17 protein-coding genes are annotated in these 15488 nt (G+C 35.5%); 7 read left to right on the top strand and 10 right to left on the bottom strand.

Features of this window, described 5'->3' with window-relative positions; all coding sequences use genetic code 11:
* Positions 1-120 precede the first annotated feature (120 nt).
* From CQZ94_RS05875 to CQZ94_RS05855, 5 genes are read left to right on the top strand one after another with little or no spacing between them, the layout of a single operon-like run.
* On the top strand, positions 121-540 hold the full coding sequence (locus CQZ94_RS05875; RefSeq protein ID WP_002145907.1) for a GntR family transcriptional regulator: 420 nt from the start codon (positions 121-123) through the stop codon (positions 538-540).
* On the top strand, positions 506-1387 hold the full coding sequence (locus tag CQZ94_RS05870; RefSeq protein ID WP_105584629.1) for an ABC transporter ATP-binding protein: 882 nt from the start codon (positions 506-508) through the stop codon (positions 1385-1387). Before CQZ94_RS05875 ends, CQZ94_RS05870 begins: the two co-directional genes overlap by 35 nt.
* Positions 1377-2438 (top strand): ABC-2 transporter permease, encoded by a 1062-nt coding sequence (locus CQZ94_RS05865; protein ID WP_105584628.1) that lies wholly within the window; start codon positions 1377-1379, stop codon positions 2436-2438. Before CQZ94_RS05870 ends, CQZ94_RS05865 begins: the two co-directional genes overlap by 11 nt.
* A gap of 12 nt (positions 2439-2450) precedes the next feature.
* On the top strand, positions 2451-3515 hold the full coding sequence (locus CQZ94_RS05860; RefSeq protein ID WP_105584627.1) for an ABC transporter permease subunit: 1065 nt from the start codon (positions 2451-2453) through the stop codon (positions 3513-3515).
* A gap of 38 nt (positions 3516-3553) precedes the next feature.
* Positions 3554-4603 carry an ABC transporter permease gene (locus tag CQZ94_RS05855; protein ID WP_105584626.1) on the top strand — a complete coding sequence of 350 codons (1050 nt, stop codon included), beginning with the start codon at positions 3554-3556 and terminating at the stop codon, positions 4601-4603.
* Positions 4604-4621: 18 nt separating this feature from the next.
* Here CQZ94_RS05855 and CQZ94_RS05850 read toward each other — a convergent pair whose 3' ends face one another.
* A complete protein-coding gene (locus CQZ94_RS05850) occupies positions 4622-5167 on the bottom strand; it encodes a hypothetical protein (protein WP_105584625.1) in 546 nt (181 codons plus the stop codon).
* A 100-nt stretch (positions 5168-5267) separates the two neighbouring features.
* Positions 5268-5687 carry a MarR family winged helix-turn-helix transcriptional regulator gene (locus CQZ94_RS05845; protein ID WP_002088468.1) on the bottom strand — a complete coding sequence of 140 codons (420 nt, stop codon included), beginning with the start codon at positions 5685-5687 and terminating at the stop codon, positions 5268-5270.
* A gap of 160 nt (positions 5688-5847) precedes the next feature.
* On the opposite strand from CQZ94_RS05845, the gene CQZ94_RS05840 reads away from it, so the two are divergent.
* The gene (locus CQZ94_RS05840) at positions 5848-6519 is read left to right on the top strand and encodes an SIMPL domain-containing protein (protein ID WP_071746969.1); all 672 of its coding nucleotides are present in this window, start codon (positions 5848-5850) and stop codon (positions 6517-6519) included.
* 134 nt (positions 6520-6653) lie between these two features.
* Positions 6654-7943 carry an NCS2 family permease gene (locus tag CQZ94_RS05835; RefSeq protein WP_105584624.1) on the top strand — a complete coding sequence of 430 codons (1290 nt, stop codon included), beginning with the start codon at positions 6654-6656 and terminating at the stop codon, positions 7941-7943.
* Between the two features lie 32 nt (positions 7944-7975).
* Here CQZ94_RS05835 and corA read toward each other — a convergent pair whose 3' ends face one another.
* From corA to fur, 8 genes are all read right to left on the bottom strand, one after another.
* A complete protein-coding gene (gene corA / locus CQZ94_RS05830; RefSeq protein ID WP_142395759.1) occupies positions 7976-8938 on the bottom strand; it encodes a magnesium/cobalt transporter CorA in 963 nt (320 codons plus the stop codon).
* A gap of 210 nt (positions 8939-9148) precedes the next feature.
* Positions 9149-10453 (bottom strand): pyrimidine-nucleoside phosphorylase, encoded by a 1305-nt coding sequence (locus tag CQZ94_RS05820; protein ID WP_105584621.1) that lies wholly within the window; start codon positions 10451-10453, stop codon positions 9149-9151.
* A 7-nt stretch (positions 10454-10460) separates the two neighbouring features.
* On the bottom strand, positions 10461-11282 hold the full coding sequence (locus tag CQZ94_RS05815; protein WP_001078443.1) for a purine-nucleoside phosphorylase: 822 nt from the start codon (positions 11280-11282) through the stop codon (positions 10461-10463).
* A gap of 12 nt (positions 11283-11294) precedes the next feature.
* On the bottom strand, positions 11295-12479 hold the full coding sequence (gene deoB, locus CQZ94_RS05810; protein ID WP_105584620.1) for a phosphopentomutase: 1185 nt from the start codon (positions 12477-12479) through the stop codon (positions 11295-11297).
* A gap of 358 nt (positions 12480-12837) precedes the next feature.
* Entirely contained in the window at positions 12838-13566 is a 729-nt protein-coding gene (locus CQZ94_RS05805) for a FixH family protein (RefSeq protein WP_142395758.1), read from the bottom strand.
* Between the two features lie 143 nt (positions 13567-13709).
* Entirely contained in the window at positions 13710-14600 is an 891-nt protein-coding gene (gene xerD / locus CQZ94_RS05800; protein WP_105584618.1) for a site-specific tyrosine recombinase XerD, read from the bottom strand.
* A gap of 6 nt (positions 14601-14606) precedes the next feature.
* Positions 14607-14837 (bottom strand): YqzK family protein, encoded by a 231-nt coding sequence (locus CQZ94_RS05795; protein WP_002088473.1) that lies wholly within the window; start codon positions 14835-14837, stop codon positions 14607-14609.
* Between the two features lie 103 nt (positions 14838-14940).
* Entirely contained in the window at positions 14941-15396 is a 456-nt protein-coding gene (gene fur / locus CQZ94_RS05790) for a ferric iron uptake transcriptional regulator (protein WP_000392654.1), read from the bottom strand.
* Positions 15397-15488 lie beyond the last annotated feature (92 nt).

The following is a 15488-nucleotide window of genomic DNA, read 5'->3' as shown; positions in this document are numbered from 1 at the left end:
ATTTTTAATACCATATTTTTCTATTAATTTCATTTGACAAATAAAGTAATTGCCGATATTGTATTAAGTGTATTACACGTAGTAGTACACTTAATACTCATCAGGAAGGAGACATTGCTCTTGCATATTCAACTTGATCCAAGAAGCAACACTCCGATATGGGAACAAATTGTTCAAAATATAAAAGAGCTCGTACTAAAAAATATGTTAGCTCCAAGTGATAAGCTACCTTCTGTACGCGAGCTCGCTTCTTTGCTCGTTATAAATCCAAATACAGTAAGTAAAGCTTATCAAGAATTAGAGCGACAAGGGATTATTGAAACATTACGAGGAAAAGGAACATTTGTAGCCCAATCGATTACCCCAACATTAGACGAAAGGAAAATCGCTATGGTTGAAAAGCAATTTCATCAATTATTACTAGAAGCCTCTTATCTAGGGATTACGAAAGATAAAATTCACGATTGGATAGATTCATACTATAAAGAGATTGGAGGAAATACAGATGCTGAAAGTGACAAACTTGAAGAAAACAATTGATAACCAAACGATTTTAGACGATGTTTCTTTCACATTACAAAAAGGTAGTATCGTCGGATTGCTCGGAAGAAATGGCGCAGGGAAAACAACTTTATTACGAACGATGGTCGGCATTTTAGACCCCGATGAAGGAACTGTTACATATGAGGATATAGATGTTCATAAGCATCCTGAAATTAAACAAAAAGTTGTATACGTTCCAGATTCTACTAATATATTAAACGGATATACAGTGAAGGAAATCGTGAAGTTTTATAAAGCAGTTTATACTGCATTTGATGAACCATATTTCTATGAACTGTTAGAACGTTTTAATTTACCAAACAAACGTATTCGTAGTTACTCAAAAGGAATGAAAGCACTGCTTGCGATCATTTTAGCTTTCGCTGCAAAAGCAGAATATATCATTTTAGATGAACCGACAAACGGACTTGATCCTATCGTTAAAAGACAGATTCTACAATTTCTCGTTGAAGAAGTAGCAGAGAAAGAAATTACAATTTTCATCTCCACTCACCATTTAGACGAAGTTGAAAAAATTGCCGATACAATCATTATTTTAAAAAGACATACAATAGATTCTATTACATCACTAGATGATGCAAAATCACGATTTGCTAAAGTCCAAGTTGCTTACGAACGATCACTACCTCAAAAACTAGAAAACTTAAGCAATATTAAAATATTAAATCAAACAGGAAAAGTATATACAATCTTAATTAAGGGAAATGTGGCTACAACACTGGAGAAGTTCTATAAAGAGCAACCAATACTCATTGAAGAATTATCAATGTCACTTGAAGATGTCTTCGTTACGACACTTGAGGGGGATGGGTATGTTTCATAAGGCGCTGTGGATGTGGAATTGGAAGCGCGGGAAATATGCTGCGTTACTATTTTTCTTGAGTACACTTTATCTTTTATCTTTCGGATACTATAAAGCAGCTCAGCAACAACTTGCTAATTATTATAAATTGCAAGAAAAGGGAACGTTCTATTACTATTATGCTTTTTGGTCAAATACAGGTAATAGTTTTTGGCTAACCATTCTTATTATTTCCTTAGCTTGTCTATTAATAGGATGGGAACGTAGCAACCAGTCTAATACCCTACTTATGACAATGCCATTTACAAGAAAAGATATTTTCTTCTCTAAATGGGCTTTCGGTTCATTCTGGATTACAGGGTCTCTCCTTGTAAACTGGATCCTTATGTACGTTATTTATAGAACAACAATTCATTTTGAGTATCAATCATTTAGTCCATTTCATCGATACTTTCTTTATGCCATTGTTTCTTATGTTGCAGTCTATACAGCTGCATTATGTATCGGTACTTTTACTGGGAGCGTTGTTTCACAAGTTGTTTTTTGTATTCCATGGCTACTAATGGGACTTACATTTACTTCATTATTGTACAATTTTACAATAAACTATTTACATGCTACAGATACTAGAAATGAAAACTTGTATCAACAGCTTGATGAAATCAATCAAAAAACAAATATAGTTGCACCGATATATAATTTCACGATTTATCACCAATATAATCCAGAATCACGAAAAAAAGAAAATAATCCAACTACTTTAAGAGATCCAGCATCTTATACGTATTATTCTGCTAAATCGATGTTAGTCCCTATTTTTTATACAATATTTTACTTACTACTTGGTGCATATTTATATACACGATCGCCAAATGAAAACACTCAAAAGATATTTATTTTCCAAAAACATTTACGAATATGGATATGGGGGACAACCATTTACTTTGCATTACTAGGTGGCTATAAAATAACTCAATTTAGTTTCTTATTTAACTACTATATCGGTTTGTTTCTCGCTGGAATCATTACTTATGTTGTATTATCACGCCTAACAAATTACAAAGTTTTTTAAAGGAGAGATCCTATGTTTCAAAAAGCTCTATGGCTAAGAACGTATCAACAAAGTAAATATGTTGTATGGCTGTTTTGGTTCGTTAGCTTCTACAATTTGTCATACAAATACTATATAGCATCGATTGAACAACAACACCTTCTAAAGATGCAAAAAGAAGGGGACTATATATATCATTACAATTTTGGTTTATCACTTATGGACCCTGTCATCTTTCAAGGTGGTGCACTTATCATTCTGGCCTGTACGTTAATCGGTTGGGAAAGGCAAAATAACTCCATTGATTTTCTTTGGTCTCTGCCTTTTAAACGTTCACACCTTTTTATGACAAAATGGTTGTTTGGTATTTGTAACATTGTAGCAGCTGTTAGTATAAACTGGGGACTATTTGCTATTATGAAAAAGATGACTTTTCATAATAAATATCAAGTGTTTTCCCCATTTCATTCTTATTTTATATACATGTTAATTGTATTAATCGCTATTTATACGCTTGCCTTGTGTATAGGAACAATTACAGGGAATATTATCTCGCAGGGACTTCTCACTGCAGCTATATTCATGTTCCCATTATTACTTCCACCACTTATCTCAGGAGTCATCGCTGTTCACTCAAATATTGACTTTCATGAGAACAGCAATGATATGAACCATTTCTTAGAAAACATACGTATTTCTGGTCCAGCAGAAGATTTTCGTATTAGATTTGATTATGATCCACATAGTGCCTATACCGATCCAGATGGAGTACGTCATAATGAGCCAAACTTTACATATGTTCCTACAGCAAAATTATTGATTGCACCTATTACACATATCATTATTTTATTACCACTCGGTCTGTATTTATATGCTCGTTCAGTCAATGAGCGAAACGGTAGCTTCTTACTATATCCGAAGTTACAAAAAATAGTTATGTACTTTGCTATTTTCTTTATAGGAATAGTTGGTGGTTTAGTCTTAGGGAGAGACAAATCATTACTTAATTTTTATATTGGATTTTTTGGCGCAAGCATAATTAGCTATTTTCTTCTATCTAAAATATTGAAATTGAAGGTCTCTTGGAACACTAAATAAATTCAACATTATCGTAATTTTGCTACAGGAGGGATTACATGTTTCATACAGCTTTATGGCTATATCATTATAAGCAAAGCAAGTACATTCTTTTACTCTTTGCTTGTAGTAGTTTTTGGTTTTTACCTATTAGCTACTTTAATGATTTACAGGTTCAACCAAACGAAGATGGTTATTTCAGCTATAGTTTAAATGGAGATACTCTTATCATTCCCTTCATCCCAATTTTCATATTACTTGCCTGTTCATTAATAAGTTGGGAAAGACAAAATCAAACAGACTATCTGTTATTTGCAATGCCATTCACAAGAAAAGAGCTTTTTCTTTCTAAGTGGCTATTCGGGACAATCACAATTATATTCATAATGAGTCTTAATGCCATCTTAATGTATTTCATCCTAAAGATTAATCTTTTTAACCAATATCACTCTTTTGGGCCAATGCGTACATTATTATGGTATGTTACCATTACATGGATTGCGATTTTTACAATAGCTATTTTTATCGGAACAATTGCTGGGAATGTTATTTCACATAGTATATTAAGCTTAGTTTTCATTATATTACCATCTGGACTAGGCATGTTACTGTTTCATTTTGCTTGGATTCACACAAATGTATCTACAACTGAATTTTTCCTTAAGAAAGCGAATTATACATCATATATAGAGAACGTTGAAGTTTTTGTACCTACTAATAATACTTATATATCTTATACATTCAATCCAAAAGTAAAGGAAGTAGACATAAATAATTTAAAAGAATCCGTTAAGGAGCGCCATCAATTTCAGCCTATCTGGAAGCTTATCACTCCGATTCTATATATTCTCATCCTTTTACCATTAGGAGTATTTTTATATGATCGGACCCCAAATGAAAATAACGGTAAAATATTATTATTCACTAAACTAAATGGTTTATTTATACCGTGTGTTACAATATGTTTTGCTCTATTAGGAGGCTGGATAACAGGTGGAAAAAACGATCCGCTATTAAGTTATTACGCTGGGTTCATAATAATAGGACTATTTAGCTATGTAATACTTCACTATTTGATAAATAAAAAATTTTTACTTCATACGAAATAGCCTCCTCTCAAAAGGAGGTTATTTCACATTCTCTCTCCTATCCCCATACACCATCTCTTCTTTCATCCCAAATCCATCGCCATTTTGCACAATTTGCTCTGTCGGTGCGACTACACTTTCAGCAATTTTCCATTCCCCGTGCTCTTTCACAAATACTTGCAGAAAATAGTTCATGCCATTTAGCTGATATGCATTTTCTTTTTTCACGTTATAGCGCACCGCAATGTAGTACACTTGAATATTTTCTTTTCCTACTTTTGATACGTATTGTGATAATCTTGGAATATACATAGATGCTTTCTGAAAAGGCAATTGCTTCGCTTTAACGAGCGATGAACTTGTTACATTACGCAGAGTGTCCTGATTACGAACATTATCGCTATGATGAAATAACACTGCGTTTTGCATAGAACGAACCCATAATTTCGAATATAAGACAGTATTATCGTTTTCAATGTACTTCACTTCTTTTTGCACCACTTGGATAGGGGTATCGGCGTACATGAATGTATGTAAGCAGAAAAAACTTCCAAGTAAAATGGTAAGTGCAGCAATATATTTCATAATCTTTCCTCCGATCTGTTTAATTAAAGTATCGGAGTTTCAAAATATTTTTATTCAAAAGAAAAAGGATAGGAAAGCTCTCGCTTCCTATCCTCATTTATTATAATACGCGGCCAAATAGCTCTAAAACCATTTCTATCTCTTGGTCGCTCCAACCTTTAAATTTCTCTTTATAATATTCTTTACGCACAGCTTCAAGTTTTTCAGTTACTTCTCGTCCGTTTTCTGTAATTTCTAAGTATACGATACGACGGTCTGAATTTGAACGTTTTCTTTCAACAAATCCTTTTCGCACGAGACGATCTGTTACAGCTGTAATATGACTGGAGGTTACGTTTACTTCACTCGCAATTTGCGAAGCCATCTGTGGACTTTTTAAAAATAACGCACGTAATACAGAGAATTCGTTATATGGCATATGCTCTGAAAAACGTGTATTAATATCATTTTGTAATAAACGTATCATCTTTCGAAATGATGCAGATAAATCTAAAATCAGTGTTTCTCTATTTTCGTTCACTAGCCTCGTCCCTTTTTTATCATATTTACACATATTATAATCTATAAATACCTATGTTGTATATGCTTTCTTCCCTCAACATTCTCATTTATGTAACTTTTTTCATACGATTTTCTTTTTTGTTCACACATATACATGTAAAAAAGGATGGTGAGCATAAATGCAAAGTGGAATGAATCCGTATTTACATAATATCCGTACGACAAATACTGGTAAAGAAGCTACTATTACTGTACAAGGAGAAGGCATTATAAAGGCAAAACCAAATGTTGTCATATTAACACTGGGCATTCGAACAGATAGTAAAAATGTAAAACAAGCACAAGAAGAAAATGCAGTGCAATCGAAACAATTGCTGGATGCACTCAAACAGCTCGGTATTGCCGATAAAGATATAGAAACCATTTCTTATACGATTACTCCTCAATACGAATATGTAAATGATAAAGCATTACTACAAGGCTACCGTGTGGAGCATTTGTATGAAATTACCGTTTTAAATGTGCAAAAAGCAGGGGAAGTATATGATATAGCCGTTACGAATGGTGCAAACGTAGCAAAAGGATTACGTTTTCGAATATCTCATCCAAATAAATATTATGAGCAAGCTCTCATTCAAGCTCTGCACCAAGCAGTAGAAAAAGCTCGTGCTATTGCGAGTACATACAATTTAAACATTAATCCTGTTCCCCTCTCACTCGTTGAAGAATCTGCCCAATTACCACGGGAGGTTGCATCCTATGCTACTTTACATGCACAAGCAGCCCCGCCCATTCAATCTGGAGAACTAGAAATCATTTCAACCATACGAGCCATTTTTACGTATTTATAAATAATTTCGTTTATAAGTAAACGTTATCATTTTCGTTGTTGTAAAAACATGATGTTCTGATATAATAAAGGACGGTGAGCTCTTACATAAGAGATATCACGGGTGGGAGAGGGATATGAAAAAGAAGGTTTAACATGAAAGGAATACTTGAAAGAACATTTAAATTAGACTTACACCAAACATCACCAAAACAAGAAGTTTTAGCTGGAGTCACGTCATTTTTCACAATTGTTTATATTATGATTGTAAATGCGTCAATCTTATCAGATGCCGGCATTCCTCTTGAGGCAGGAATTTTGGCAACTGTTTTCAGTTCATTTGTCGGATGTCTACTCATGGCATTTTGGGCAAATGCACCTGCTATTCTTGTCCCTGGTATGGGTGTAAATGCATTCTTCACGTACACTGCTGTGCATACGCTCGGTTTAACTTGGCAAGAAGCATTGGCAGCTGTTTTTATCGCCGGTATTATTTTTGCAATTGCTGCTTTTACACCGATTGCTCGCGTGCTTTCGGTATCGATTCCAAAGTCATTAAAGGAAGCGATCACTGTCGGTATCGGGTTGTTTTTAGCTTTCATCGGCTTGCAAAAAGGTGGTTTAGTCGTTTCGCATCCTAATACTGCTGTTGCAATGGGGAAATTAAGTAGTCCTGTCGTTCTTGCCACACTACTTACTCTTATTATCGCACTTGTGCTATTTGTGCGTAACGTACGTGGAAGCTTTTTATGGACGATTGCAATTGGCACTGGTATTGCATGGCTGTTTGGTCTTGTTGATACGAGTCAAATGGGAAATAGTTCGTTTTCATTCGCTAATTATGGCGACGTGTTTGGAGCTATGTCATTTGGGAAACTTTCTTCCTTACCATTTTGGATTGCAACATTCTCCTTAAGCATGGTGCTTATTTTTGAGAACATGGGACTTTTACACGGTTTATTAGAAGATGACCGTAAATTCCCACGTGCTTACCAAGCAAATGCAATTTCAGCAATGACATGTGGTCTATTTGGCACAAGCCCTACCGTTTCAACAGTAGAGAGTGCCGCAGGTATTACTGCAGGCGGAAAAACAGGTCTGACGTCTATCGTTACTGGGTTGTTATTCTTCGCATCACTGTTTGCGCTTCCGTTTGTCAAACTAATTCCTGATAGTGCCATTGCACCAATCTTAATTATTATTGGCGGCCTGATGATTACAAGCATTCAACAAATTCCTCTGAACGACTTTTCAGAAGGATTTCCAGCGTTTTTAATTATCGTTATGATCCCGCTCACATATAGTATCGCTGATGGCATTGCGTTCGGATTTATTGCTTATCCTATCTTGAAAGTTGCTCTTGGAAAGCGTAAAGAAGTCGCACCGTCCATGTATATCATTACATGCTTATTCTTAGCCATGTTCGTATTACACGCTATTGGCTAGTAAAAAACACCGAGGAAATCCTCGGTGTTTTTTTACTTAAACCAACCTTTTTTATAAAACCAAGCCATCATTCCGCCGCCAATTAACGCCATAATTAATAGACAAATAAAGTAACTATACTTCCCGCCAAGCTCTGGCATATGTGCGAAGTTCATGCCGTATACCCCTGCAATAAATGTTAACGGCATGAAAATAGTTGAGAAAACAGTTAATGTTTTCATAATATTGTTCATATGGTGGGAATTCAATGAAAAGTAACTATCTCGAATATCTGCTGTTAATTCACGGCTCGCTTCAATCATCTCTGTCAGTTTAAGCAAATGATCATGTATATCTTTAAAATAAATTTCATGATCGCTTATACCGTAAAAACGTGTTGAATTTAATATACGATACAATAAATCACGCATCGGAATAATCGTACGCCTTAGCTTAGATAAATCCGCACGAATATCAAATACTTCTTCTAGCACACTTCCTGCTGTCTCACCCGTTAAATTATCATCAATTGCATTTAAATGGTCTTCGATGTAATAAACAGGTGCGAAATAATCATCTACAATTTGGTCAATAATTGTATGTGCTACATGCAAAGGACTCTTCTTAATACGTTTCTTTTCACCGAGCGTTTTCCATACTCTTTCAATCGCATTGTTATGAGAGAAATGGAAAGAGACTATATATCGATCACTAATAAATAAATCGATTTCATGCGGTTCTAATCCGTCTTCTCCGAATGCATGAAGAACTAAAAAGTTATATCCATCATAAAAATCTACCTTTGGCCTCTGTACATACTCTACACAATCTTCAATTGCAAGAGGATGGAATTTGAAATGATCTTGTAAAATATATATATACTCTTCTTTCGTCGGCTTATATAAATCAAGCCAATACCATACGATGTTTTCTTTTTTCGTTTCTTCTAGCGAAACATCATATAAAACTTCATTTTTTTTCGTTATTGCACAAATTCTAATCATAATTTCACCCATTACTATTATAAACAAAAAATAGTAAAAAAAGCCAAGGAGAAATCTCCTCAGCTTTTTTTATCCCGCTATTTGCGGGCAGTAAGACCCCTACCTCAAAATTCAGCGAAAGCAAAGAAGTTAGGTGTGGGATCAACTGCCCGTAAAAGCCCGATTGGTTCAACTAATAATCAGTGGGTAATGAAGCCCCCCACTGATTAAAGTTTCACTTTATTACTTCGTTACAATTCCGTGTACTAAAGTCGGTGCATCTACGTGGTCTTTAGCGATTTTCATGTTCTCATAAATTTTCGCTTTTACGTCTTCAACATTTTCGCGGTTTGCGTAAATTGTAACAAGAGAGTCACCTTTTTTCACGCTATCGCCTACTTTTTTGCGAAGCATTAGACCAACTGCTAAATCAATTTCAGACTCTTTCGTTGCACGCCCTGCTCCTAAAAGCATTGCTGCTGTTCCGATTTCATCTGCAACGATTTCCGATACGTAACCGTCTTCTTTTGCTTCCACTTCAATTTTAAATTGTGCTTGTGGCAATTTAGAAGGATCATCAACAACAGATGCATCGCCGCCTTGCGCTGATAAGAACGTTTTAAATGATTCTAGCGCTTTGCCGTTGTTCATTACTTCAATTAACTTTTCACGAGCATCTTCTAAAGATGAAGCTTGTCCAGCAAGGTATACCATTTGACTTCCAAGCGTTAAACATAACTCTTCTAAATCTTTTGGTCCTTTACCTTGTAATGTATCAATTGCTTCTTGTACTTCTAATGCGTTACCAATAGCCTCACCAAGCGGCTGGCTCATATCAGAAATAACTGCCATCGTATTACGACCAACGTTATTACCGATTCGTACCATTGCTTCTGCTAAACGTTTTGCATCTTCGTCTGTTTTCATAAATGCTCCTGCTCCAGTTTTTACATCAAGAACAATTGCATCTGCACCAGCAGCAATTTTTTTACTCATAATCGAGCTTGCAATAAGCGGAATTGAGTTTACTGTTGCCGTTACATCACGAAGTGCATATAACTTTTTATCAGCAGGTGTTAAGTTTCCACTTTGTCCGATAACAGCAATTTTATTTTCATTTACAAGACGCATGAATTCATTATTTTCAATTTCAACATGGAATCCTGGTACTGCTTCTAATTTATCGATTGTACCACCCGTATGTCCTAGACCACGTCCAGACATTTTCGCAACTGGTACATCTAAAGCAGCTACTAATGGACCTAATACAAGCGTCGTTGTATCACCAACTCCACCTGTTGAATGCTTATCTACTTTTACCCCTTCAATGGCTGATAAGTCAATTGTATCACCGCTATTTACCATTGCCATCGTTAAATCTGCACGTTCTTGATCATTCATATCTTGGAAGAAAATTGCCATTGCAAGTGAACTCATTTGATAATCTGGAATATTACCATTTGTGTATCCTTCAACGATAAAGTTAATTTCTTCTGTCGTTAATGCATGTCCATCACGTTTTTTTGCAATTAGGTCCACCATTCTCATTGTGAAGTCACCCCTTCATTTGTTTTACAATTGCTTTAACTAATGCTAAGAAGTTAGCTTTAACACGTTCTGTCGTTTCAATTACTTCATCGTGGTGAAGTGGTTGATCTAAAATACCAGCTGCCATATTTGAAATACAAGAAATACCCAGTACTTTCATACCCGCATGACGCGCTACAATTACTTCAGGTACAGTTGACATACCAACTGCATCTCCGCCAAGTGTACGAAGCATACGAATTTCAGCAGGTGTTTCATATACAGGACCTGTCATTCCAACATATACACCTTCTTGTACTTTAATATTTAAATCTGCTGCAACTTGTTTCGCCATTTCGCGAAGTTCTGGCGTATATGATGTAGACATATCAGGGAAACGTACACCCATTTCAGAATCATTTGGTCCGATTAATGGGTTCGTACCCATGAAGTTAATGTGGTCTGAAATTAACATAAGATCGCCTGGTTCAAATGATGTATTTACACCACCAGCTGCGTTCGTTACAACAACTGTTTCTACACCTAGTTCTTTCATAACACGAACTGGGAATGTTACTTTTTGCATATCGTATCCTTCGTAGAAATGGAAACGTCCTTGCATTGCTACTACTGTTACACCTTGAAGTGTACCGAATACAAGTTGACCTGCATGTCCTTCTACAGTTGAAACTGGGAATTCAGGGATTTCACTGTATGGGACTGTTACTGCATTCTCGATTTCATCTGCTAATACACCTAGCCCAGATCCAAGGATTAGTCCTACTTGTGGTGTCTCTTGAAATTTCTCTTTTAAGTATGAAGCTGATTTTGTAATTAGTTCACGATTCATCTGTTTATCCCCCTATTTCTTTAGCTCGTTTAAGAAGCTTGTTCCATGTTCTGGCATTTTAACATTAAAGTTTTCTGCTACAGTTGCCCCAATATCAGCAAATGTTTGACGAAGTGATAACTCTTGTCCGCCTTCTTTCATGCTTGGGCTATATGCTAATAACGGTACATATTCACGTGTATGATCAGTACCGTAGTGAACTGGATCATTACCGTGGTCTGCTGTAATTAATAATAAATCATCTTCTTTTAGTTTTTCGAATACTTCTGGAAGACGTGCGTCATATTCTTGCAGAGCTTCTCCGTACCCTTGTGGGTCACGGCGATGACCAAATAAGGCATCAAAGTCAACTAAGTTTAAGAAGCTAATACCTGTAAAGTCCATATTTAATGTATCTACAAGCTTGTCCATTCCATCCATATTTGATTTCGTACGAAGTGATTCAGTTACACCTTCTCCATCATAAATATCAGCAATTTTACCAATAGCAATTACATCATAATCGCTATCTTTTAGTTCATTCATTACTGTGCGGCCAAATGGTTTTAACGCATAGTCATGACGATTTGGTGTACGTGTGAAGTTTCCTGGCTCTCCAACGAACGGACGAGCGATAACACGTCCTACCATGTACTTCTCATCTAATGTTAATTCACGTGCGATTTTACAAATTTTATATAGCTCTTCAAGTGGTACTACTTCTTCATGAGCTGCGATCTGTAATACACTATCAGCAGAAGTGTAAACAATTAAAGAACCTGTTTCCATTTGTTCTTGACCAAGCTCATCAAGAATCTCAGTTCCAGAAGCTGGTTTATTACCGATAATTTTACGACCTGTCTTTTCTTCTAATTCATCAAGTAATTCTTTCGGGAATCCTTCAGGAAACACTTGGAATGGTGTATCAATGTAAAGGCCCATGATTTCCCAGTGACCTGTCATTGTATCTTTACCTGTAGATTTCTCTTGCATTTTTGTATAATATCCAAGCGGTTTCTCTACTTTAGAGATTCCTTTCATTTCACGAATATTACCAAGGCCTAATTTCACCATGTTTGGCATGTGTAATCCATTCATATGTTCAGCGATATGACCAATTGTATCAGAACCTAAATCACCAAACTGCTCAGCATCTGGTGCTTCACCGATTCCCACAGAGTCCATTACGACTAGGAAAATACGTTTATATTTATTCATAACTGCAACCTCCTATATGTTCAGTTCTACTTCTTGTAGTATGTTCAAAACGCTATAAAGTGAAACTGTTATCAATGGGAATTATCTTTCGTCCTCATTATTAAACAGTACTGCTTTAAATCATTCTCTAACTTTTTCGTTTTACTTTCAAACGAATCAAAAAAAAATCTAGTTTTTTCCAAGTCAGATGTCAGACATCTGATATTGATATCATAACATGTTTACGCTTTCTTTTTAATACATTTTCGTAGAATTTCTCATTTTCTTTACCCTTCTATTGTAATCCATTCTGCAAAGAAGTGCTAATCATTTCATGACTTATTTCCTAAAATAAAAAGCAGCTCTAAAGAGCTACTTTTTATTTTACTTCTACTGTTTCTTCTTTATGTTCATGTAGTTCACCTTTTCTTACATGAACTTTCACTTTATAAGCACCATTCTCTTTGAAAGTATGTTTACTTTCATACTCCCCTTTATCCCCCTCTTTCGCCGGAATAAATTCGTGTTTTTCAACGCCGTCTTTCCAAATCTCAAGTTGTACTTCAGCACCAGTTAACGCTTCTTCTTTTTGTTTTAAATGAACTTTCATTGTTGACTCAGCATTTGCTTTAATATCACCAGCCATAAGATGTATCATCGTATCACTTTTATGATCCCCATGACCTTCTTCTTTTTTCGCATCTTCAACTTTTGCATTTCCCACAGCCACTTTTACTTCTGGCATAACATGCATTTCACGTGCATTTGTATGAGCAATAACATGATATACTCCATCCGTTTCGAATGTTTTTTCTACAGCATAAACACCTTTTCCTTTATGCTTACCATTTAACATCTCGTGCTTTTCGTCGCCTGCTTTCCAAATTTCAAACTTTACATCATCAGCATCTGTTACTTTTTCTTTTCCTTGTGTAACAAGTGCTTGTACTTCTGTTTTTTCACCTGGTTTAATTTCTTTCGGATTCGTTTGAACTGCTACTTTTACAGCTTCAAGTTTTTGTTCTTTTTTCGGTTCTTCTTTGTTTGTATTACAGCCAGCCAATGCTAGCATCGCGATAAACAACGTAATAATAAGTTTTTTCATCATCATTTCCTCCTTCATACTTTATTTAGTATAGAGGAAATACATTGTAATATTCCAGTCCTCTGCTGAAAACAATGTACGAAATATTTGTGAAGTTTCTGTGAAATGGTTCACTCTTCTTAATCTATGAAAAAAGAGCATAGTGACTATGCTCTCGGGTGAAACTGTTTATATACATCTTTTAATCTAGTTTTTGAAACGTGCGTATAAATTTGTGTCGTCGAAATATCTGCATGTCCAAGCATTTCTTGTACAGCACGCAAGTCTGCCCCGTTTTCTAATAAATGCGTAGCAAAAGAATGGCGTAACGTATGCGGTGTAAGCTCTTTTTCAATATTCGCTTCTTTCGCTAATCGTTTTAAAATTTTCCAAAATCCTTGTCTCGATAATCGGTTACCATGATGGTTTAAAAAGAGTGCATCTACTGCTTTTTTACCCATCAATTCTCTTCTTCCTTTTTCAATATACTTTTGAATCGCTTCTGTTGCTAAGCTTCCTAATGGAATAATTCTTTCTTTATTCCCTTTCCCAACGCAGCGAACAAACCCCATCGTTAAGTGTACATCTTCTAAATTTAATGCAATTAATTCTGAAACACGAAGTCCTGTTGCATACAACAACTCTAACATTGCCTTATCACGAATCCCAAAAGTACTTGCCGTTTTCGGTGTTTGAAGCAATGCTTCCACTTCGTCGATTGATAATACTTTTGGTAATTTCCGTTCCCCTTGTGGCGTTTCAATATGTACCGATGGATCATGCTCCACTGCTCGTTCACGAAGTAAAAATTGATGAAACGAACGAATCGATGCAATATGACGCGCCAATGTTTTTGAAGATTTCCCGTTTTCTTTTAAATGCTGCAAAAAGTTAACAATATGCAAGCGTGTCACTTCATGAAACGTCTTCGTTTGTTCTACATTTTGCAAATACTTCACATAGCTCTTCAAATCGCGTTCATAAGATATAACTGTATTTTTCGCTAAACCTTTTTCAACAATCATATAATGAATAAAATCTTTTAATTGATCTTCCAATCTACACTACTCCCCATTTTCATAGAAAAACATCATTCTATTTACGAAAGCATCCTTTTCCGGCTCCTCATTCCCTGATACTTTTTCTACAGTCTCTTCTTTTGGCTTTTCATAACGATGGTAACTTTCATATTCTTCATTTATCCATAGTATAGCGAAATAAAACAAAATCGTACAACTTGTAAATAATAAAAATACTTTCATCCCATCAAAAGTTAATTTTAAAGCTCGGCGCATTGTAAATTCCTCCAAAATATAAGTTATTACAACATATGCCAAGCTTTCACCAATTTATACCTTATTCAAATAAAAAACCTCTTCCTAGTTAAATAGGAAAAGGTTATTTTTCATCCGTTTCATTTTCTTGACAATTTTTACAAATCCCATGGAATGTTAAACGATGATCTTTCACCTTAAAGCTCCAGTCTCGTTCCACTTTATTCTCCACTTCACCAAGTAAATCTTCTTGTATTTCTTGTACAGCACCGCATTGTGTACAGATTAAATGATGATGGAAACGCTGTGCACCTTCTTGGCGTAAGTCATAACGCGAAACACCGTCTCCAAAGTTAATCTTATCGACAACTTTCAACTCAGACAATAACTCTAAAGTTCGATAAACGGTTGCTAATCCGATCTCTGGCGACTTTTCTTTTACAAGGAGGTATACATCTTCTGCGCTTAAATGATCTTCTTCATTTTCTAGCAGCACACGAACTGTTGCTTCACGTTGTGGTGTCAATTTATAGCTCGCTGCATGTAATTGCTTCTTAATTCGTTCAATTCTTTCTTCCATTCGGTACTACTCCCTCCTCGCCACTCTTATACCATTATATCAGAAGAAGGGCTCCTGTCAAAAGAAAAACAATAAAAACAAATTGATAATTA

The organism is Bacillus sp. MYb209 (assembly GCF_002975175.1).
In the GTDB taxonomy this organism is placed as follows: domain Bacteria; phylum Bacillota; class Bacilli; order Bacillales; family Bacillaceae_G; genus Bacillus_A.
Note: the sequence above shows the minus strand (reverse complement) of the source record. Positions and strands in the feature narration are given on the sequence as shown.